The sequence below is a fragment of the Novosphingobium decolorationis genome (assembly GCF_018417475.1).
GTDB classification, from domain to species: domain Bacteria; phylum Pseudomonadota; class Alphaproteobacteria; order Sphingomonadales; family Sphingomonadaceae; genus Novosphingobium; species Novosphingobium decolorationis.
This window is the reverse complement of sequence record NZ_CP054856.1, coordinates 2,982,039-3,001,691: the sequence shown is the minus strand read 5'-3', so window position 1 is coordinate 3,001,691 and position 19,653 is coordinate 2,982,039. Positions and strand designations below refer to the sequence as shown.

The 19,653-nt window shown below is 67.9% G+C and carries 20 protein-coding genes; 7 read left to right on the top strand and 13 right to left on the bottom strand.

The features are described 5' to 3' along the window. Positions 1 to 5: 5 nt before the first annotated feature. Positions 6 to 1,718, bottom strand: coding sequence for a carboxylesterase/lipase family protein (locus HT578_RS14085; protein WP_213500142.1), 1,713 nt, complete (start codon positions 1,716 to 1,718; stop codon positions 6 to 8). A gap of 244 nt (positions 1,719 to 1,962) precedes the next feature. Here HT578_RS14085 and HT578_RS14080 point away from each other — a divergent pair, with 244 nt between their 5' ends. The 5 genes from HT578_RS14080 to HT578_RS14060 all read left to right on the top strand — a co-directional run bounded on the left by HT578_RS14080 (position 1,963) and on the right by HT578_RS14060 (position 7,905). Beyond that, on the top strand, positions 1,963 to 4,362 hold the full coding sequence (locus HT578_RS14080) for a TonB-dependent receptor (protein WP_213500141.1): 2,400 nt from the start codon (positions 1,963 to 1,965) through the stop codon (positions 4,360 to 4,362). A gap of 110 nt (positions 4,363 to 4,472) precedes the next feature. Continuing rightward, positions 4,473 to 4,982 carry a nuclear transport factor 2 family protein gene (locus tag HT578_RS14075; RefSeq protein WP_213500140.1) on the top strand — a complete coding sequence of 170 codons (510 nt, stop codon included), beginning with the start codon at positions 4,473 to 4,475 and terminating at the stop codon, positions 4,980 to 4,982. Between the two features lie 37 nt (positions 4,983 to 5,019). Next, complete coding sequence (locus tag HT578_RS14070; protein WP_213500139.1) at positions 5,020 to 6,204, top strand: class I SAM-dependent methyltransferase; 1,185 nt, start codon at positions 5,020 to 5,022, stop codon at positions 6,202 to 6,204. After that, positions 6,201 to 6,539 (top strand): hypothetical protein, encoded by a 339-nt coding sequence (locus HT578_RS14065; RefSeq protein WP_213500138.1) that lies wholly within the window; start codon positions 6,201 to 6,203, stop codon positions 6,537 to 6,539. The genes HT578_RS14070 and HT578_RS14065 overlap by 4 nt, the downstream gene beginning before the upstream one ends. A 130-nt stretch (positions 6,540 to 6,669) precedes the next feature. Beyond that, entirely contained in the window at positions 6,670 to 7,905 is a 1,236-nt protein-coding gene (locus HT578_RS14060) for an MFS transporter (RefSeq protein ID WP_213500137.1), read from the top strand. Here HT578_RS14060 and msrB read toward each other — a convergent pair. The 3 genes from msrB to HT578_RS14045 form a co-directional block, all read right to left on the bottom strand. After that, positions 7,892 to 8,416, bottom strand: coding sequence for a peptide-methionine (R)-S-oxide reductase MsrB (gene msrB, locus HT578_RS14055; RefSeq protein ID WP_213500136.1), 525 nt, complete (start codon positions 8,414 to 8,416; stop codon positions 7,892 to 7,894). The genes HT578_RS14060 and msrB overlap by 14 nt on opposite strands. 64 nt (positions 8,417 to 8,480) lie before the next feature. Next, positions 8,481 to 9,728 (bottom strand): ABC transporter permease, encoded by a 1,248-nt coding sequence (locus tag HT578_RS14050; RefSeq protein ID WP_213504353.1) that lies wholly within the window; start codon positions 9,726 to 9,728, stop codon positions 8,481 to 8,483. Positions 9,729 to 9,733: 5 nt separating this feature from the next. Then, complete coding sequence (locus tag HT578_RS14045) at positions 9,734 to 10,690, bottom strand: ABC transporter ATP-binding protein (RefSeq protein WP_239026296.1); 957 nt, start codon at positions 10,688 to 10,690, stop codon at positions 9,734 to 9,736. A gap of 132 nt (positions 10,691 to 10,822) precedes the next feature. Between HT578_RS14045 and queG the strand changes: the two genes are divergently transcribed. Then, positions 10,823 to 11,890, top strand: coding sequence for a tRNA epoxyqueuosine(34) reductase QueG (gene queG / locus HT578_RS14040; protein WP_213500135.1), 1,068 nt, complete (start codon positions 10,823 to 10,825; stop codon positions 11,888 to 11,890). On the opposite strand, the gene HT578_RS14035 is transcribed toward queG, so the two are convergent. The 6 genes from HT578_RS14035 to HT578_RS14010 form a co-directional block, all read right to left on the bottom strand. Then, positions 11,880 to 12,095, bottom strand: coding sequence for a hypothetical protein (locus tag HT578_RS14035; RefSeq protein ID WP_213500134.1), 216 nt, complete (start codon positions 12,093 to 12,095; stop codon positions 11,880 to 11,882). The two genes, queG and HT578_RS14035, sit on opposite strands and share 11 nt — an antisense overlap. A gap of 46 nt (positions 12,096 to 12,141) precedes the next feature. Next, entirely contained in the window at positions 12,142 to 13,458 is a 1,317-nt protein-coding gene (locus tag HT578_RS14030) for an MFS transporter (RefSeq protein ID WP_213500133.1), read from the bottom strand. 128 nt (positions 13,459 to 13,586) lie between these two features. Further along, complete coding sequence (locus tag HT578_RS14025; protein WP_213500132.1) at positions 13,587 to 14,813, bottom strand: NAD(P)/FAD-dependent oxidoreductase; 1,227 nt, start codon at positions 14,811 to 14,813, stop codon at positions 13,587 to 13,589. Between the two features lie 94 nt (positions 14,814 to 14,907). After that, positions 14,908 to 15,888 carry an LLM class flavin-dependent oxidoreductase gene (locus HT578_RS14020; RefSeq protein WP_213500131.1) on the bottom strand — a complete coding sequence of 327 codons (981 nt, stop codon included), beginning with the start codon at positions 15,886 to 15,888 and terminating at the stop codon, positions 14,908 to 14,910. A 27-nt stretch (positions 15,889 to 15,915) separates the two neighbouring features. Continuing rightward, positions 15,916 to 16,785 (bottom strand): tetratricopeptide repeat protein, encoded by an 870-nt coding sequence (locus tag HT578_RS14015; RefSeq protein WP_213500130.1) that lies wholly within the window; start codon positions 16,783 to 16,785, stop codon positions 15,916 to 15,918. A gap of 34 nt (positions 16,786 to 16,819) precedes the next feature. Further along, on the bottom strand, positions 16,820 to 17,572 hold the full coding sequence (locus HT578_RS14010) for an alpha/beta fold hydrolase (protein WP_213504349.1): 753 nt from the start codon (positions 17,570 to 17,572) through the stop codon (positions 16,820 to 16,822). A gap of 221 nt (positions 17,573 to 17,793) precedes the next feature. Between HT578_RS14010 and HT578_RS14005 the strand changes: the two genes are divergently transcribed. Further along, positions 17,794 to 18,840 (top strand): hypothetical protein, encoded by a 1,047-nt coding sequence (locus HT578_RS14005; protein WP_213500129.1) that lies wholly within the window; start codon positions 17,794 to 17,796, stop codon positions 18,838 to 18,840. Here HT578_RS14005 and HT578_RS14000 read toward each other — a convergent pair. Genes HT578_RS14000 through HT578_RS13990 form a run of 3 tightly spaced genes read right to left on the bottom strand, consistent with a single transcriptional unit; the run spans position 18,834 to position 19,653 of the window. Next, a complete protein-coding gene (locus tag HT578_RS14000) occupies positions 18,834 to 19,037 on the bottom strand; it encodes a hypothetical protein (protein WP_213500128.1) in 204 nt (67 codons plus the stop codon). The genes HT578_RS14005 and HT578_RS14000 overlap by 7 nt on opposite strands. A gap of 2 nt (positions 19,038 to 19,039) precedes the next feature. Further along, positions 19,040 to 19,234: a helix-turn-helix transcriptional regulator gene (locus tag HT578_RS13995; RefSeq protein ID WP_213504347.1), complete on the bottom strand. Its 195-nt coding sequence runs from the start codon at positions 19,232 to 19,234 to the stop codon at positions 19,040 to 19,042. Next, a complete protein-coding gene (locus HT578_RS13990) occupies positions 19,231 to 19,653 on the bottom strand; it encodes a hypothetical protein (protein ID WP_039391908.1) in 423 nt (140 codons plus the stop codon). The genes HT578_RS13995 and HT578_RS13990 overlap by 4 nt, the downstream gene beginning before the upstream one ends.

Below are 19,653 nucleotides of genomic sequence, written 5' to 3'. Positions count from 1 at the left end.
GCGGCCTAAAGCCAGAGCGCATGATCGCGCATGCGCGCGATGAGATCGGTGTTCTGCCGCTCCATCCGGCAGGTGTCGTCGAACACCATGGTCGCGGCATCCTGCGGCGAGGACAGCGGCGTCCACGTCCCGATCCCTGCATGCGAGGGATTGCCGGTACGGGCAAAGGCGATCCAGGCATCGGCCGCGTTCGCGGCCATGGCCTTCGCGCGTGGCCCCGTGCCCGCCGCCTCGGGCACGATGTCGAGGCTGTCGAAGACCAGTGGCAGCTCGCTGCAGTGGTAGGCGCGCGGCGCTCCGTCGAACTGCGGGGTGATCCAGTCGAAGCGGTAGAGGAAGGCGGGCGCCCGGCCTGCGGCGGTCTGCCCACGCGCCTGCTCGAGCGCGTTGTGGCGGTTGAAGCTGTCGGCCGACATCATGGCTTGAAGGCCCACCGGTTTTTCCTCCGGATGCGCCGCGCGGTAGGCCGCGATCAGCGGATCGGGATCGCGGAACGCCGCCCCGATCCCTTCGCGCAGGTCCGCCCAGCTGCGCTTCTCCGCCTCCAGCGTGAACATCGTCAGGCAGAACTCGTGGCGCACGGTCCCCACCATGAGCGGGATATCGGCGCTGAGCGCTCGGCCTTGCACGCTATAGGGATCGGCGGGAATGATCGTGCCATCGCGCACCGGCGCCCAGCCGACAAGATGCCAGATCTCGCCCGGCTTCGCCTTGGCGAACCACTGCCCTTGCGCGGCCTGTGCGGCGGCCTGCACCTGCGCCAGCGGAAGCGACTGGAGCTGTCGAAGATCGCTGGCAGGAACGTCCAGTTGGGAGAGGAGACCGAGCGCCAGCGGCTCGGTCATCTCGCGGCCGAACAGCTGGCGGATCGAGCCGCTCTGCGCGATGGCCTTGTGGAACAGCCCCCTGGCCGCGGGCATGGCGCAGAGCGTCGTCACCTTGAGCCCGCCGCCCGACTGGCCGAAGATCGTGACGTTGTCCGCATCGCCCCCGAATTGCGCGATATTGTCCCGCACCCATTCAAGCGCCAGGACAAGATCCAGCATCCCCGCATTGCCCGAGGCGGCAAAGTCCGAGTCGGAGCCGAGCGCACCCAGGTCCAGATAGCCCAGCGCGTTGAGACGGTGGTTGACCGAGACCACCACCACGTCGCCGCGCCGGGCCAGCGCCTCTCCGTCGGTGGCGCGGATGGCGAGGCTCGATCCCGTCGAATAGTTGCCCCCGTGGATCCACACCATGACCGGGCGCTTTCCCGTGCCCGTGCCCGTGCCCAAGCCCGTACCAGGCGTCCAGACATTGAGGTTGAGGCAGTCCTCGCTCTGGACCGAAGGCGTGCCGGGATTGAGAAAGGCCATCGGGCTGGCCGAGGGGCCCTCGCCGGCCTGCGGGCAGATCGCACCGGGCACCAGGCACAGGCGCGTGCCGGGCCAGGGATCGACCTTGCGCGGGGGCAGGAAGCGCCCCTCGCCCCCGGTGTCGGCCCCATAGGGAATGCCCTTGAAGGTCGCGATGCCACGGCTCTCATAGCCGCGCACGCGCCCTCCCGTAGTTTCGACCACAAGGCCTGCGGGCGTCGTCAGCGTGGACGCGGTGTCCTGACCGGCTGGCGTCCCGGTGCGCACGCCGGAAGGTGCCGCTGCCGCCCCTGCGGATGGGGCCAGTGCCAGCCCTCCGGAGAGGAGAAGACCGGCGCTTAAGGCATCGCGGCGAGAGGGCATGGGCAGGCTCCTGAAGTGGCCGATGGGTGCACCCGCACGATGGCAAAGCGCTGTGACACATCCCTTTCTTCCGCCTCCCCATGGCAAGGTCACGGGTCCCCGGGCGCCGTGTTCATCCCTTGAACACGCCCCGAACTTGCAGTTCGGGTGAAGCCCATCCTCCCCTTACCCATGGGGCACGCGGCGCACCGGCAACGGCAGCCACCGCGCAAATGGGGTTCACAAGAAACAGGGGGTAGTGGGCATGGCCCGTCATCACATCGTGCGTACGAGCGCGCTTCTTTCGAGCATCTGCACCGCCGCGCTGCTGGCCAGCGCCCCGGGCACCGCGAGCGCACAGAGCGCCGAGAGCGCCCGGAGCGCACCGGCCTCGGGCGACATCATCGTCACCGCGCGGCGCACCGAGGAGCGCCTGCAGGACGTGCCGCTCTCGATCGCGGCGATCTCTTCCGAGGACATGGCCGAGAAGGGCGTGACCGACCTCCAGGACATCGCCAACTACACGCCGGGCCTGCGCTTCACCGACTTCCTCTCCAAGTTCAACGGCAACGCGGTCATCCGCGGCCTGTCGCAGACCAACGTGCAGAACGCGGTGGGCAACACCGGCGTGTTCATCGACGGGATCTACCTGCAGCGCGGCTACATGGTCGATTCGCAGCTGGGCGATGTCCAGCGCATCGAGGTCGTGAAGGGCCCGCAGAGCGCGCTCTACGGCCAGAACACCTTTTCGGGTGCGATCAACTACGTGCTCAATGAGCCCACCGACGAACTGCACGCCAGCGGCCGCGCCTCGGTCGGCAACGGGGGCTATACGGACGTCCGCGCCGCTGTCGGCGGACCGATCGTGCCGGGTATCCTCTCGGGCCGGATCTACTACGCCACGGCCGACTTCGACGGCGTGTGGAAGAACAACTTTCCGGGCGCGGGATCGAGCGGCATGGCCGACTTCGGCGGCTACCAGCGCCGCAACTTCTCCGCCTCTCTCAAGCTCACGCCGACCGATGGCATGGCGATCACCGGCACCTATTACCGGCTGACCCGCAACGAGAAGATCCGCGCCTTCTACACCATCGACGGCAACTTGCGCGAAGACCAGCTCAACTGCGGCGCGGTCGGCTCGAACGGCAGCCCCTACCTGTGGTGCGGCAACCTGCCGAGCAGCCCGGCGGGCAAGCGCTCGGGCGAAAACACGGACCACTATCCCGACGGCCTCTTCGCCGCGCCCCAGCCGGGCATGCGCGCCAAGACCGAGATGTACCACGTCGCGGCCGAGTACGCCTTCTCGCCCGACTGGACCTTCAACTACGACTTCGGGCGCGTGCGCGGCGAGGGCATCGAGCAGTCGAGCTTTGCCAGCAACTCGTACTACCTCGATGAAAGCTCCTTCCGCCTGCCCGGCCAGTCGCCGACGTTCTCGATGCAGCGCGAGGCGGGGCTGATGAAGTACACCAGCCACGACGCGCGCCTTGCCTTCGACAATGGCGGTCCCTTCACCTTCGACTTCGGCTACTTCCGCTCCAAGACCTCGGACGCCTTCCTCTTCGGCCTGCGCCTGGGCATGCAGCCGGGCGGCCCGGTCCTCAGCGACAACTGGGACCCGCTCGACGATGGCGGGGTGATCCTGTTCAACAACCGGCGCACCAACTACAAGATCGACTCCGGCTACGGCCGCGTCGGCCTCAAGCTCCTCGACGACCAGCTCACGCTCGGCGCCGAGGCGCGCTACACCCACACCGCGCTCACCACCATCGACATGCAGACCCCCGATCTGCCCGCGCTGGAGGCCGACTACAACAACCTCACCCCGCGCTTCTCGGTCCGCTACGAGCCGAGCGTGGACCTGATGTTCTACGCCAGCGCGGCCAAGGGCGTGAAGGCGGGCGGCTTCAACGGCTACGTCACCGGCTCGGTCGAACTGCTGCCCGAGGAGCGCGCCTATGGCGAGGAAGTGAACTGGACTTACGAGGTCGGCACCAAGGGCTCGCTGCTGAACAACCGCTTCAACTACTCGCTCGCGGCCTTCTACATCGACTGGCAGAAGCGCCAGATCAGCGCGCCGCCTGCAAACTACGTGCCCCCTGTCGATTCGACGCAAGGCGGCGGTGCGGTGCCCGGCGCCTACATCAGCGGCGGTTCGGCCGAATCCTACGGTGTGGAACTGACCGCCAACTACCGCGTCGCAACTCCGCTCACGCTCAACGGCTCGTTCGCCTGGCAGCACGCGACGGCCAAGGACGGCGCGGTGGCGCCCACCGCCAGCAGCACCTGCGATGACATCGTGTGTCGCACGGACGGCAACGTTGCGGGCAACTACCTTGGCAACGTGCCGCAGTTCCAGGGCACCTTCGGCTTCGACTACCGCACACCTGTCAACGACGATCTCGACTTCTTCATGGGCGCCGACGAGATCTACCGGGGCAAGATGTACGTGGACGAGACCAATACCGCCTCGACCGCGGCCTACTTCCTCACCAACGCCCGCGTCGGTGTCAGCGCGGATCGCTGGAAGGGCTTCTTCTGGGTGAAGAACCTGCTCGACGAGAAGTACGCCGAGGCCTCGTTCGTGGTGCCCTCGATCTTCCAGTACAACGTCAACCTGGGCGATCGCCGTACCTTCGGCGTGACCCTGACCTTCGACTACTGACCCCACGCAAGGGACCCGCGCCCGCCACCCCAGAAGGCCCCAAGCCTTCCCGGTGGCGGGCCGGGAACCTTGCCTCTCCCCCAGATCCCCACCCCGACACAGGAGAGCGCGTGAAACTCCGCCGCTTGACCCGACTGGCCCTGTCCGGCCTCCTTCTGGCCGGCCTTGCCGCACCGCGCCTGGCCGCAGCAGCCCAGCCCCCTTCCGATGCCGCCTGGCAGGCCGCGAAGGAGGCGATCTGGGCGCGCGAACTGGCGATCTACAACGGCCGGGCCAAGGGCGATCTTGCGATCTACCTCGCCAGCACGGCGCACGGCTACAAGGCCTGGCCCCCCTATGCGCCCCTCCCCAAGGGCAACGAGGGGCTGAAGGAAACCGGCCGGCGCATGGCGGGCAAGACGCTCGAAGCGCTCGAGATGACCTTCCTCGACCTGGCCCTCCACGGCGATTTCGCAGTCATCTACTACCACACCCACCGCACCCGGCTGGCCGATGGCACGCCTGTCGACGAGCGCTTCGAGGTCACCCACAGCTGGGTACGCGAGAGGGGCGAGTGGAAAGTGCTGGGCGGCATGGCCCGCGCCCGGCCCGAGCGGCCCGATCCGTCCGAAACCCCCTGAGACATTCCCCCATCCCCTGCCCTGTGGAGGCTTGCCGATGACATTCCTGACCCGCCTTGACGATGGCTCCCTCAAGGAAGGTGCCGCCCCGACCTTCGCGCTTTCCCAGCGCGGACGCGCCGGGCTGGAGATCCTGGGCGCGATCCAGACCTTCTCCTCGGGCACGCTGCGCCCGATGGCCGCCGCCAACTTCGAGGAGAACCCGCAAGGGCGCATGCTGGGCGAGGACCATGCCTCCCCCACCCCCGCCTTTTCCGAGCGCGAGCGCATCGCCAAGGCCCGCACCGTGTGCGAGGGCGATGCGATCTACCGCCTCGAACGCTTCTTCCAGCGCTACGTGGCCGAGGAAAACTTCAACCGCGGCATCCCCGCCATCGAGGAGCGGCGCGCCGAGTTTCTGGCCTATGACGCGGCGATGGCGCAAGGCTCGGATGAGACACCGGAGGCTGGCTCGCTGACCCTGGCCGAGGACCTCGCCATCCCCGCCTGGTTCGCCCCCATCGAATGGCACCTGGAGCCGGGCGGCTGGGACGGCTACGACCTCTACGGCGCGCTCTTCGCCTTTGGCGTGGGCCCCTATGTATTCAGAAAGGGCGGCTACGCAGCGGTCGGCATCGGCGATGACATCGTGGGCCAGCGCCTCAAGACCATCCGCCAGTTCCCCAAGGACAGCTACGCGCGCATCTACGAGCCGGGCTGCGGCGGGGTCTCGACGCTCAAGGCCGTCCACAGCGTCTTTCCCGAGGCCGAACTGCACGGCGCCGACCTTTCGCCCCTGCTGCTGAAGAACGGCGCGCGCATGGCCGCCCGCTTCGGCTTTCCGGTCCATCTCAAACAGGCCGACTGCGCGACCGATACCGGCGAAGCGGACGCCAGCTTCGATGGTGTCATCACTTATGCCCTGCACCATGAACTGCCGCCCAAGGCCAACCGCGCGCTCTTTGCCGAGCTGTTCCGGATCATGAAGCCGGGCGCGGACATCGTCATTTCCGACCCGCCCCCCTTCCGCGCGGTCTCGATGTTCCACGCCGTCATCCTGGATTGGGACACGCTCCACCGCGAGGAGCCCTTCTTCTCGCCGGTGCTGCATGAGAGCCTCGATGCGATGCTCGAGGAGGCTGGTTTCGAAGCCGTGGAATCCTACGCCATCGGGCAGGACCAGTACCCCTGGATCACCCGCGCCCGCAAACCCGAGAGCACCGCTGTGGAGGCCCAGGCATGAACACTTCCAAGACCGACACCGGCCCCGACTATCTGGGTCCCGAAAGCATCACCGACGTCGCGCGCATGGTCATGGCCCTGATGAGCGAGGTGTGGATCCAGCGCGACCGCCAGATCGTCACCGAATACCTGCTTGAGACGCAAGGCGCGGTCACGCGCCAGGAGATCGACGACTTCGTGCCCACAGGCGACCTTGCCGAGCGCATCGCCGCCGAGCGCCAGCGCTTTGCCAACCTCGTCGCCGGGGCGCCCATCGCGGCCACCCAGCGCAGTGTCTCCCAGATCCTCGAGCGCGCCGGGATGGACGTGCCCGCCGCCCGCGCGACCGGGACCTGAGGAGCGGGACGGCGGACCACCACTTGTGACCCCACGCGGTGGAGACGCCGCTCACACAGGTCCGCCGTCCTGAAGCCTTCGGCGCGCTTCGCCTTGCGCCGCGCAGGTCCCGTCCCCATAGGAAGGGGCAATGACCGAGGCCAAGATCTCCCCCGGAACAGGGGCTTACCGCCGCCTGTGCGCGGCCATGCTGTTTGCCGGGCTGTCCACTTTCGCGCTGCTTTACTGCACCCAGCCGCTGCTCCCGCAGTTCAGCGCCGACTATGGCCTCAACGCCGAGGAGGCGAGCCTGGCGGTCTCGCTCGCGACGGGCCCGATGGCCTTCGTGCTGCTGGTGGCGGGCATGATCTCGGAGCGCATCGGACGACGCGGCATGATGATCGGCTCCCTGCTGGGTGCCGCCGTCCTGACGGCCCCGCTCGGGCTCCTGCCCGGATGGCACAGCCTCCTGGCGCTGCGCCTCGTGTGCGGGATCGCGCTGGCGGGCGTTCCGGCGGTCGCCATGGCCTATATCAGCGAGGAAGTGGAGGACGCCGCCGTCGGGCGCGCGATGGGGCTTTATATCGCAGGGTCTGCCGTGGGCGGAATGAGCGGGCGCCTGCTCGTCAGCCTGCTCGCCGAATGGTGGGGCTGGCGCACGGCGCTGGGCGCGACGGGCCTTGCCGCACTGGTCCTTGCACTCGTCTTCTGGCGCATCCTCCCCCACTCGCGCCAGTTCACGCCGCGCCGCCAGTCGCTGACGGGCTATGCCAAGGGCTTCGCCGGGCTCTTTGCCGACACCGCGCTGCCCTGGCTGTTCCTTGTCGCCTTCCTGCTGATGGGCGCCTTCATCTCGGTCTACAATTACGCGGGCTACCGCCTTCTGGCCGCGCCCTATGCGCTCTCGCAGGGCGAGGTCGGCCTGATATTCCTTCTCTACCTGCTCGGCTCGGCCAGTTCGGCGCTGGCAGGCCATGTTTCGGGAAAGTTCGGCCCGCGCCGCGCGCTGTGGCCTCCGCTCGCCCTCTTCCTTTGTGGTATTGCGCTGACCTGTACCCAGGCTCTTCCCCTCGTGATCGCGGGCATCGGGGTCGTCACCGTGGCCTTCTTCGCCGCCCACGCGGTCGCCTCCTCGTGGGTCGGACGCCGCGCGCGCACGGTCCGCGCGCAAGGGACCGCAAGCTACCTTTTCGGCTATTACATGGGGTCGAGCGTCCTGGGCTCGGCGGGCGGTTACGCCTGGACCCACGCGGGCTGGGGCGGGGTCGCCCTGTTTGCAGGAAGCCTGATCGCGCTCGCGCTGGCGATTTCTGTCCGCCTTGCCTTCGTCCAGCCGCTTGCGCCCGCCGTCTCGGGCGTACCCAAGCCTGCGATCAACGCGGAATGAAGCGCATCGCCGCCCCGTTCATGCAATAACGCTTGCCGGTGGGCCGCGGCCCGTCGTTGAAGACATGGCCCAGATGCCCGCCGCAGCGCGCGCAGTGGACCTCGGTGCGCGGATAGCCGATCTTGTGGTCGGTGGAGGTGCCGACGGCGCCGGGCAGAGGCCGCCAGAAGCTGGGCCAGCCGGTGCGGCTGTCATACTTGGTCGCCGAATCGAAGAGGTGATGGTCACACCCCGCGCACGCGAAGATGCCACGCCGCTTTTCGGTGTCGAGCGGAGACGAACCCGCCCGCTCGGTCGCCCCTTCGCGCAGGATACGGTATTGCAGCGGGGTCAGCCGCGCCTTCCACTGCGCCTTGGTGAGTTGCACCGGGTAGGTTTTCGCATCGGCCTCCTGCGCCCCGCAGGCGGCCAGAATGCCGCTCGCCAGCGCGCTGCCCAGAAAGCCGAGCGCACGCCTGCGGCCAGCATCGAAGCCACCCGAAGGTCGCCTTTCGGAACGGATCTGCGCCATGGTCTCTCCCCAATCGCGCGGAAGCCGCCACGCCGCTCCCGCCTGTGATTCGCGAGTGAGAAGACTACACCTTCGCGCCTGCCTTGCGCCTGAACAGCGAGCTGCGTGCCTTCTTGACCCGCGCAGGGCCCGATTTCATCACCCGCTTGCGGAACAGCGCCGAGCCCAGCCGCACGAGCAGCAGCACCCAGGCGCACTGCGCCAGCACCGCCGGGACATGAGGCAAGAGCGCCGGGTCCTGCGCCGCGCGCGCGAGCATCGCAAAGGGCGCGCTGAAAGGGAAAATGAGCGCGAAATACTCGATGGCCGTGCCCGGCTGCGTCATCGCGTAGCTGGCGAGGAAGAAGACCAGCAACTGCACCATCGTCACCGGCATCGAGAGCGTCTGCACCTCGCGCACGGTCGTCGCCAGCGAACCTACGGCCAGGAAGACCGAGCCCAGCAGCAGGTAGGCCGTGGCGAAGTAAACCACGCCCAGGACCACGAGCATCGGCCAGCCGACCGCGGGCGTGGTGAGCGTGGGCAGCACCGAACTGCCGGCCAGCAGCACCGCGCCCACAGTCGCGCCCCAGGTCGCAATGCCGACCAGCGAAACGCCGAGCATGGCGAACAGCTTGCCCATGAAGACCGCCTCCATGGGAATGGCGGCGGCCAGCACCTCAATGATCTTGTTGCCCTTTTCCTCGACGAGGTTGGAGAGGACCATGCCCGCCAGCATCATCGTCAGGAGGAACAGCAGCGTCTGGGCGCCTTGCGCGGTGGTGAGGCGCCCGCGCCGCTCGACCGCGCTGCTCGAGGTGGTGGTTTCCAGCCGAACCTTGGGCCAGGGCGCGAGTTCACCCGCCTGCGCCTGCGCGGCGACCATCGCGACCGGGCCGCGCCAGCTCTCGATCCGCGTGCGCGGGCCGGTCAGCTGCGGCGCCTCGGCGGTCCCTGAAAGGATCGCGGCAATATTGGCCGCACGGCCTTCCAGGGCGGTGCGCGGTTCATAGTCCTCTCCCTCGGCCAGTGGATGCACCAGGGTCATGCGCGGAACCGCTTCCCCCAGCCGCGCAGCCAGGACCTCGCGCGCGGCGAGGATCCGGCGCGCCTCGGCCTCGGCCATGACGAGGCCGATCTCGGGGCTCTGCGCGGTCTGCTGCACGCGCTGGCCAACCGAGCCTGCCAGGATGCCGACGAGGACCGGGAACAGCGGCCCCAGGAGGAAGAAGAAGAAGGCGCGGCTGAACAGGATCGCCACGAAGTCGCGCCGGGCGATCACCCAAGCCGCCGACAGCGTGGACAGGCGGCCCGAGTGGCCTGGCTCTCGCATATCACTCACGAACCGGTCTCCTCCGGCGTGTCCTGCCCCATCGCGCGCGCCGCCGCCTCGCCAGCGATGGCGACGAAGGCATCGTGCAGACCCGCCCGCTCGATCGAGAGCGAGAGGATGCCCGCCTCGCCTTCGATCAGCGCGCGCAGCAGGGGTTCGATGCCGCTTTCGGGCAGCGGGAAATACCAGAAACGCCCCTCGCGCCGGGCGTCTTCGGGGAGCGCGGCGCGCCAGGCGCCCTCGCGCGCCCGTGTCTCCAGACGGACCTGCGCCGGGATACGGTCGCGCGCGACATCGACCGAGCCCGCAAAGGGCACTTTGCCCCCGGCAATGATCGCGACCTCGTCGCACAGGCGCTCGGCATGGGCGATGACGTGGGTAGAGAAGATGACGGTCGTCCCCTGCGCGGCGAGATCGCGCATCATCGCCTCGAGCCGCCCCTGGTTGAGCGCATCGAGGCCGGAGAAGGGCTCATCGAAAATGACCAGGCGGGGGCGATGGACAAGCGTACCCAGGATCTGGACCTGCTGCGCCATGCCCTTGGAAAGCTGGCGGATCTGGCGGTCGGCCGCATGGCCAAGTCCGTGGCGTTCGAGCAGCTCGCGCCCGCGCCTGCGCCCCTCCTTGAGCGGCAAGCCGCGCAGCGCGCCCAGGAAGGCGATGGCCTCCACCGCCTTCATCGCGGGGTAGAGCCCCCGCTCCTCGGGCAGGTAGCCGATGGCGTGGGCCACCTCGTGCGGCCGGTCGTGGCCCAGGATCCGGCGCACGCCCGCATCGGGATCGATGATGCCCAGCACCATGCGCAAGGTCGTGGTCTTGCCCGCCCCGTTGGGCCCGAGAATGCCGTAGACCGCGCCTTCTGGCACGGAGAGATCAACCCCGTCGACCGCGCGCGTGCCATCGAAGCTCTTGATCAGGCCCCGCGCCTCGATCGCCAGAGGACGCGCAGGGGTCGAAGACATGGGTCCCTGAGCCGCACTCTCCCGCGATGGCGCATTGCCCGTCATGGGCCTATCTCCTAGTGCACACTCCATATCGACCCCGTTATCTTCGTGCGCGCGCTGCGGCGTGTGAACCCCGTCCATGGAGCCGTCTTGGTTAAGACCGTCCTAAGTGCCCTTCGAGAAGACCTTGAAAAGGAAGCGCGTTCGCTGGGCTTCTGCGCCTTCGGCATTGCCGATGCCGAGGAAGATCCCGAACGCGCCGCGCGACTCGAGGCCTGGCTGGAGGCCGACATGCACGGCACGATGGGCTGGATGGCCGAGCGCGCCCATCACCGCCGCTCGCCACAAGGGCTCTGGAACGAGGCGCAGCGGGTCATTGCCCTTGGCATGAGCTACGCCCCCGCGCACGATCCGCTGGCGCTGGCGGACGATCCCGAGCGCGCGCGCATCTCGGTCTATGCGCAAGGCGCGGACTACCACGACACGGTCAAGAAGGCGCTCAAGCACCTGGCGCGCTGGCTTGTCGCCGAGGCGGACACGCGCGGCCTTGGCGAAGCGGGGGTCAAGGTCTTCACCGACACCGCGCCCGTCATGGAAAAGCCCCTGGGGGCCGCCGCCGGGCTTGGCTGGCAGGGCAAGCACACCAACCTCGTCAGCCGCGAGCATGGCTCCTGGCTGTTCCTGGGCGAGATCTACACCACGCTTGCGCTCCCGCTTTCGACGCCCGCGCGCGATGCCTGCGGCTCGTGCCGCGCCTGCCAGGACGCCTGCCCGACCGACGCCTTCCCCGCGCCCTACCAGCTCGATGCGCGGCGCTGCATCAGTTACCTCACCATCGAGCACAAGGGCCCGGTGCCCGAGGATCTGCGTGCAGGGCTGGGCAATCGCATCTATGGCTGCGACGATTGCCTGGCGGTGTGCCCCTGGAACAAGTTTGCCCGGACAGCCCACACGATGAAGCCCTTCCTGCCGCGCGCGGAGCTGACCGCCCCTGATCTCGCCGATCTGCTCACGCTCGACGATCCGGGCTTTCGCAAGCTGTTCTCGGGCTCACCGATCAAGCGCGTGGGGCGCAACCGGTTCGTGCGCAACTGCCTCTATGCGGCAGGCAACAGTGGGTGGAGCGCCCTGCTGCCACAGGTCGAAGCGCTGCGCGCGGATGCCGACGAGGTGGTGGCCGAAGCCGCCGACTGGGCATTCCACCGCCTTAGCGCGTGACCCTGCGGCGCCGATCCGCAAAGTGATCGCCATCGGAAAAGGCGGCGATACCGCTCAGTTCGTGTTCCAGCAGCCAAGTGTTCGAGTTCTTCAGGCCGTTGGTCGCCCCGAACTCGACGAAGAAGCCCTCGCGCTTCTCGCCCAGTTCATAGCAGACCCACAGGCCCTGCATGATCTGCGATTTCGAGCGCTCGCACCGCGCCATGCAGAAACGATAAAACCATACTACACTATTCGATATATGCGCACTTCTAAACCGTGAAGTCGCGCTCCGTATTGCGCGAAAGGCTGAGCAGCCCGACCAGCGTGAGTACCGCCGCGCCGGAGATGTAGAGGCCGACAAAGGCCAGTCCGCCCTGGTCGACCAGCCCCTGCGCCACCGCCGGGGCAAAACCACCGCCGAGGATCCCGCCGACATTGAAGGCGATCGAGGAGCCGGTGTAGCGCACCCGTGCCGGGAACAGCTGCGGCAGGAGCGCGGCCAGCGGACCGTAGACGAGGCCCATGGTGAACAGGCCCATCGCCAGGAACAGCGCGATCACGGTGAGCGAGCCCGCGCCCAGCATCGGCCCCATCGCGATCCCCACACCGATGGCGCACAGCGAGCCGAACAGCAGCACCGAGCGCGAGGACCAACGGTCCGCGGCGTAGCCTGCCACCACGATGCCCAGAGCCATGAACAGGATCGCGAAGAGCTGGACGCCCAGGAAATCCTGCCGGTCATAGCCCAGCTCTCCCGTGCCATAGCCCAGCGCGAAGGCGGTGGTGAGGTAGTAGATGGCAAAGCAGGCGACGACTGCGAAGGTACCCGCAACCGTCTGGCGCAGGTGGCCCTTGAACAGCTCGAACAGGGGAATGGCCTTGGGCGGCGCGATGTGCCCGGTGGCGTCGAGCGCGTGGCTGTCGGAGAGCCTGAAGCGAATCCACAGGCCCAGCCCGACAAGGACCGAGCTCAGCAGGAACGGCAGGCGCCAGCCCCAGGCAATGAACTGCGCTTCGCTCAGAAGCCCGGACAGGATCAGGAACAGGCCGTTGGCCGCCAGGAACCCGAGCGGCGCGCCCAGCTGCGGGAACATGCCGAAGCGCGCGCGCCAGCCCGGCGGCGCGCTCTCCACCGCCAGCAGCGCCGCGCCGCCCCACTCGCCACCAAGCCCCAGCCCCTGCCCGAAGCGCAGCACGCACAGGAGGAGCGGCGCGTACCAACCTATGCTCTGGTAGGTAGGCAGGAAGCCGATCGCGACAGTCGCCCCGCCCATCAGCATGAGCGAGGCGACCAGCGTGGACTTGCGCCCCACGCGGTCGCCGAAATGGCCGAAGAAGGTGGCGCCGATGGGACGGGCCAGGAACGCGATGGCAAAGCTCGCATAAGCCGCCAGCTGCTGCGCGGAGGCCGAATTGGCGGGAAAGAACAGCGGCCCGAAGACAAGCGCGGTGGCCGTGGCGTAGATGTAGAAATCGTAGAACTCGACCGCGGTGCCGACCAGGCTCGCGCCCAGCACCCGCGCGTTGCGCCGATAGGGCTCGAACCCGCGCACCTGCCTGCTTTCCGCGTCTGTCCGCGCGTTCATACCGCTTCACCCCTTGCACGGGTGCGTGCGCGCGTCGACGCCCGCCCCTTCGAAAATTACGAAAGAGCGGGCCTTAACGACATTTTTGCACAGGTCCAGCCCGCAGGTGCGATACAGGACCTATCGCTTCACAGCAGCGACTTGAGAGGAACCTCGGGATCGGCAAGCTGGTCGACGTCGACCTTCGCGCCCGCTTCGACCAGCTTGCGGCCCTGGACGTAGTCCTTGACCATGTTGACGCTGTCGATTGCCGCGACGCGCCCCGCGCGCAGGTACACCACCGAGAACTTGCGGGTGTCGGGATCGCCGCGCACCACGGTGGTGTCGAAGTCCTTGTTGATGCCCGCGGTCTGGAGCTTCAGGTCATACTGGTTCGACCAGAACCACGGGAAGGCCTTGTAGGGCTGTTCGTCGCCGCACAGCGCCTTGGCCACGCAGGTCGCCATGTCGTTGGCGTTCTGCACCGATTCCACGCGCATGACATCGCCGCCCGCAAAGCCGCAGGCAAAGGCGGCGCAATCACCGATGGCGTAGATGTCGGGAAGCGACGTGCGGCAGTATTCATCCACATCGACGCCATTGGCCCCCGCGGCGCCTGCGGCGATCAGCGGGCCGACGGCAGGCACGATACCAATGCCCACGATCACCGCCTCGGCGGGAAGGACCGAACCATCGGCAAGCTTGACCCCGGTGACCTTCTTGCCATCGCCTTCGAGGCATTCGACCGCAACGCCCGTGCGCAGGTCCACCCCGTGCTCGCGGTGCTCCTTCTCGTAGAAGGCGGAAAGCTCCTCGCCCGCCACGCGCGCAAGGACGCGGGGCAGCGCTTCGAGGAGCGTGACCTCCAGGCCCAGCTTGGCCAGCACAGCGGCCGCTTCCAGGCCGATGTAGCCACCGCCGATCACCACCACCTTGCGGATCCCGGCGTCCACCTCGGCCATCAGCGTGTCGCAGTCGGCGCGCGTGCGCACCGCATGGACACCGGCCAGTTCGGCGCCCGAGCACGAGAGGCGGCGCGGATCGCCGCCGGTCGCCCAGACCAGCTTGCCGTATTCGAAGGTCTCGCCGTCCGAAAGACGCAAGGTATGCGCCTTGGGATCGACCTTGATGACTTCGCAGCCAAGGCGGAAGCTCACGTCCTTTTCGGCCCAGAACGTGGGCGGACGGATATAGAGGCGGTCGAAGGTCTTCTCGCGCGCGAAGTACTCCTTGGAGAGCGGCGGGCGCTCGTAGGGGTACTCCGGCTCGCGCCCGATCACCGTGATCGAGCCCTCAAAACCGTTCTGGCGCAGAGCCAGCGCACATTGGGCGCCGCCGTGGCCGGCCCCCACGATAACAACATCAGACTGGTTCATATCCCCTCCTGGACGGGCCTGTCTGGCCGCTTGCGGCGGCGCTGGCAATACCCCTGCACGCACATGGTCTTGTACCGGCTCTTGTCCTCGCGGCTCAGTCGAGCGCCCCGGCGATCAGTTCGAGCGAGCGGATCTGCGCGGCGGGATCGAAGGTCGAGGCGCTCAGGATCAGCTCGTCAGCCTGCGTACGCGCGACAAAGGCCTCGAGCCCCGCGCGCACCTGGTCGGGCGTGCCGACGGCGGCGACACCGCGCATCTGCTCGAGCATTGCGCGCGCCGGAGCGGGGAGACTTTCGCGGTAATTGCGCAGCGGCGGCTGCAGCTTGCCGGGACTACCCGTGCGCAGCGCGACGAAGCTCTGGTCGGTCGAGGAGGAGAGGTACCAGGCCTCCTCTTCGGTCTCGGCGGCCATCGTGTTGATCGCGGCCATGAAATAGGGCTTGTCGCAAAATTCGGACGGCTCGAAGCGCTCGCGGTAGATGCGCGCGGCCTCGTCCAGATGGGTGGGCGCGAAGTGCGAAGCGAAGGCATAGGGAAGACCCAGCATGGCGGCGAGCTGCGCGCCGAAGAGGCTGGAGCCCAGGATCCACATTTCCGCATCCGCCCCGCTTGCCTGCGGGGATTCCACGCCGCCTACGGCCTGCCCGGCAAAGCGGGCGCGCAGTTCGACAACGTCCTGCGGGAAGCGTTCCGACGCGCTCACGATGTCCTTGCGCAAGGCGTTCGCCAGCCGCCCGTCCGCGCCCGCCGCACGGCCCAGCCCCAGGTCCACGCGGCCCGGGAACATCGCCGAAAGCGTGCCGAACTGCTCGGCGATCACGTAGGGCGTGTGGTTGGGCAACATGATCCCGCCCGCGCCGATGCGGATCGTGCTGGTCGCGTTGCCGATGTGCGCAAGCACGACCGAGGTCGCTCCGCCCGCAATCCCCGCCATGCCGTGGTGCTCGGCCACCCAGTAACGCTTGAAGCCGTTGGCTTCGGCGGCCTTGGCGGTATCGACGGTGATGTCGAGCGAGCGGGCCACGCTGTCGCCTTCGCGAACGGTGACAAGGTCGAGAACCGAAAGGGGTACCATGGGCATCGTTATCCGTAGTCTGGTGTCTCAGGGGCGCTCCGGCCCATCATCGGGGGCCGTCTGCGCAAGATAGGTCTTGGCGGTCTGGGCTTCCGGGCTCTGCGGGGCGACGTCCAGTACCGACTGCCAGCTGCGGCGCGCGGCATCCGCCTCGCCCGAAAGCATCGCGATCACGCCCGCCTCCAGGCCGACGGCCGGATCGCGCGGTGCCAGTTTGGCCGCCGTCTCGATCTGGCCCGAAGCGACGATCAGCTGGTCTTGGCGCCGCGCGAGCGTCGCCGAAAGAAGCCAGGCCTGCGCGTTCTCCGGATCGGCAACGCGCGCCGCCGCAAGGGCATCGGCCGCCTGCTCGGCCTGGTCGACGGCGACAAGCCCGCGCGCGCGGTCGATCTGGACTTCGGCGAGAACGCGGTCATCGCCGCTCGCCTTGGCCTCGGTGAGTGCGGGGCCCAGCAGCAGCAGCGCCTTGGCGCCATTGCCCTGTGCCAGTTCGGCGTTGGCCGCCATGTCGCCCAGCCGCGCGCGGCTGACGTGGTCCTCGGCCTCGGTCGCATCGCGCGCGGTGACGAAAGCCTCGCGCGCCTCGTCGAAGCGTTCCAGCACGGTGAGCGCCGCGCCCAGGCACAGGCCGGCGCGCACGCGTTCGCGCCCCATCGCCTCATAGAGGGCCTCCTGCGCCAGATTGGCCGAGCCTTGCGGATCGGACTGGACAAGGTCCATGCACCCCTTGCGGCTGACCGGCGCGGCGGGCCCGGCATAGGCCCGCTCCTGCGCCTGCTTGCGCGCCTCGTCGTTCTTCTTCTCGATGATCTCGAGCGGAAGCGAAGAGGCATAGGGCGAGCCGATGGTCCCCGCCGCCTGGGCGAGAAGGGGCATCAGAAGCAGCGAAATCGACATCGAGGGTTACGTCTCCGGTCGGCCGTGCGGACGATCAGCTTTCCGGGTCACGGGCCAGAAGCAGGTCGGCCACGGTGCGCATGAGAACCGCGATATCGGTCTCGCGCGAAAGGCGGTGGTCGCCGTCCTTGATGAAAGTCACCTGCACATCGTCTGAACGCAGCATTTCGCACAGGCGCAGCGAAAGGTCGAAAGGCACGTCCTCGTCGCGCTGGCCGTGGAGGAGACGCACCGGACCGTAGAACTCGATCGGTGCTTCCAGCTGGAGGTTCGCCTGCCCGTCGGCCCAGAAGGCGGGGTGGGTCGGCGTGGGTTCGGGACCATAGGGATTGTCTTCGTAGATGGTCTCACCATCGGCAAGCAGTCCCTTGTCCATCTGCGCGATGCCCCAGTCGGTGAAATCGGGCGCGGCGGCAATGCCGATCATCGAGTGGACCTTGTCGGGCAGGGCATCGGCTACCATCAGCATCAGCCAGCCGCCCATCGAGGAGCCGATCAGGACCACCTTGTCGAGCGCGGCGGCCTCGATCACGGCCACCACCTCGTCGCGCCAGCGGCTGAGCGTGCCGTCGGCGAAATCGCCGTCACTCGCCCCGCAGCCCGAATAGTCGACAAGCAGGCAGGCGCGGCCGGTGTGGACGGCCATTTCGAACAGCGCCGTCGCCTTGCTGCCCGACATGTCGGACATGTAGCCCGGCAGGAAGACGAGCGTGGGGCCCTGTCCGGGCGCGAAGCGGTGGGCGATGCGGCGGCCATCGGCCATTTCGTGGAAGCGGATCTCGGTCATGGCGCGCAAGGTGGGGGCTGGGACCGAGAAGGGCAAGGAGAGATCCGAGGGCCATTGCCCTCGGGCTCCCCGAACAGGCGACCGCGCGTATCTCAGCCATAGCGGCGTGTGGAAGGTGAGGACGCCCTTTTGGGGGTCAAGGGGTAATAACCCCTTGAATCCTATCTTCCTTCTTCACGCCCCCTTGCCCACCTTCGCCGCCGCATCTACGAAAATTCGCCATGAACGCCCAAATCATCCGCTTCCCCACACAGCCCACGCGCACCGCGCGGCGGCTGGAATGGTTCGCGCAGCAGCGCTCGGTCCTGCTCGCAATCTGGGCGCTCTATTTCGGGCTGCGGGTCGGGGCGCTGTTCCTCGACATCGCGGTCCCGCCCGAGGCCCAGTGGCATCACGAAGCGGCGCTCGCGCTGGCAGTTGGCGGAGGGTATTTCGCCGCGCCCGGCGACCCGGCTATCTTCACGCCGATCGGTTGGCCCATGGTCCTCTCGCTGGCCTATGCCCGTTTCGGCGCAAGTGCGGTCACGCTGGGACTGTTCAACCTCGCCAACGCCCTTGCCATCGGCGCGCTGACTCTGGTGCTGGGGCGACGCCTGTTTGCCAGCGAGGCCGCCGCGCGCATAGGCCTTTTGCTGCTGGCGATCTCGCCGCTTGCCATAACGTCGGTTCCGCTGGCGGGCCCCGGACTCTTCCTCACCGCGCTGGTGCTGACCGGGTGCGGACTGGTAATCGTGCGCACGAGCCGCTGGCACCTTGGGAGCGCGGGCCTCGTCTTCGCGCTCGCCGCGCTGACCGAGCCGGCGAGCCTTCTTGTGCCCGCGCTGCTCTTCGTCCTCGACTCGCTGCGCGCGCCCTTCACGTGGCGGCGTCTTGGCGGCGTGCTGGGGGAAGGTGCCCTCGTGCTCGGCATCGCGCTCGTCGCCACGGCGCCCTGGACCTGGCCCTACATTGGCCACCCGGAGGCCTTCCTCGCCCGCGTGCCCGGCCCAGAAAATCTGGGCGAAGTTCTCGCCCAGTTGGGCCCGGCCCAGCTTGCCTGGAGTGCGCTGATCCTGGCAGCTTCGGCGAGCGCCTTGGTCGCCGCGCTCCTGCAACGCCGCGGCCGGGGCTGGTGGATACTGCCCTATGCCGTCCTCCTCGGCGCTGCGCTCGCCCCTGCGCCCAACCTGCTCGCGGCGGCCCTGGCCCTCCTGTGCCTTCCCGCAGGGGCTTTCACCATGTGGTGCTGGCAGCGGATCGCCGAGCGGCGCCCCAAGCGGCTTCAGTAGAGAATCGGGCTCACGACCTCGACAAGGATGTGATTGCCCGTCTGCGTGATCGCGTAGATCGGCGCGCCCGTGATGTCCGATGCGACGCTTTCGGCGCCCAAACGCTCAAATGCAAGCGCCCTCAGCCCTGCGAACAGGGCCAGCGAAGCGGCCAGCATGAGCAGCCGTGTACGAACGGGACGAGATGCGCGCGGCATCGTTACTCTCCTCTCAGGAAGATCTCTTCTATCGCAAGTTCGAATACTTCGGCAATACGAAAGGCCAGCGGCAGCGAGGGATCGTAACGTCCCGTCTCGATGGCGTTGATGCTCTGGCGCGAGACATCGAGCTTTCCGGCCAGGTCCTGCTGGCTCCAGCCACGCTCGGCCCGCAGGACTTTCAGGCGGTTCTTCACATGCACCCCGCATCGCCAAGCGTCAGCTTGTTGACCACCATTCCCAGCCCCAGCCCTGCGCACCACATTGGGAATACGAAGAAGATCGGGAGCTTCGGCACCTGGGGCGAATAGAGTTCGAGAATGCCCCAGACGCTGCAAACCGCCAGCGTCAGCGCTGTCGCGACCAGGAACTTGCGCACTTCCAGCATGCGTAGATACTCATCCTGAAGTTCGACCAGCAGCCGCGCCATCGCCCAGATCCAGCCCAGGACGGCCAGCCCCGGCAGGATCGCGACACCCACCGTCAGCACGCTGGCCGGGGCGTCGTCAGGGATCACCCAGGTCGCCAGCGCGAACAGGGCCACGTAGACAAACGTGATCGGAATGAAGCGCCGCAGATAGCGGCGATACGCCGGATTTGTGCTCGAGAGGCCCAC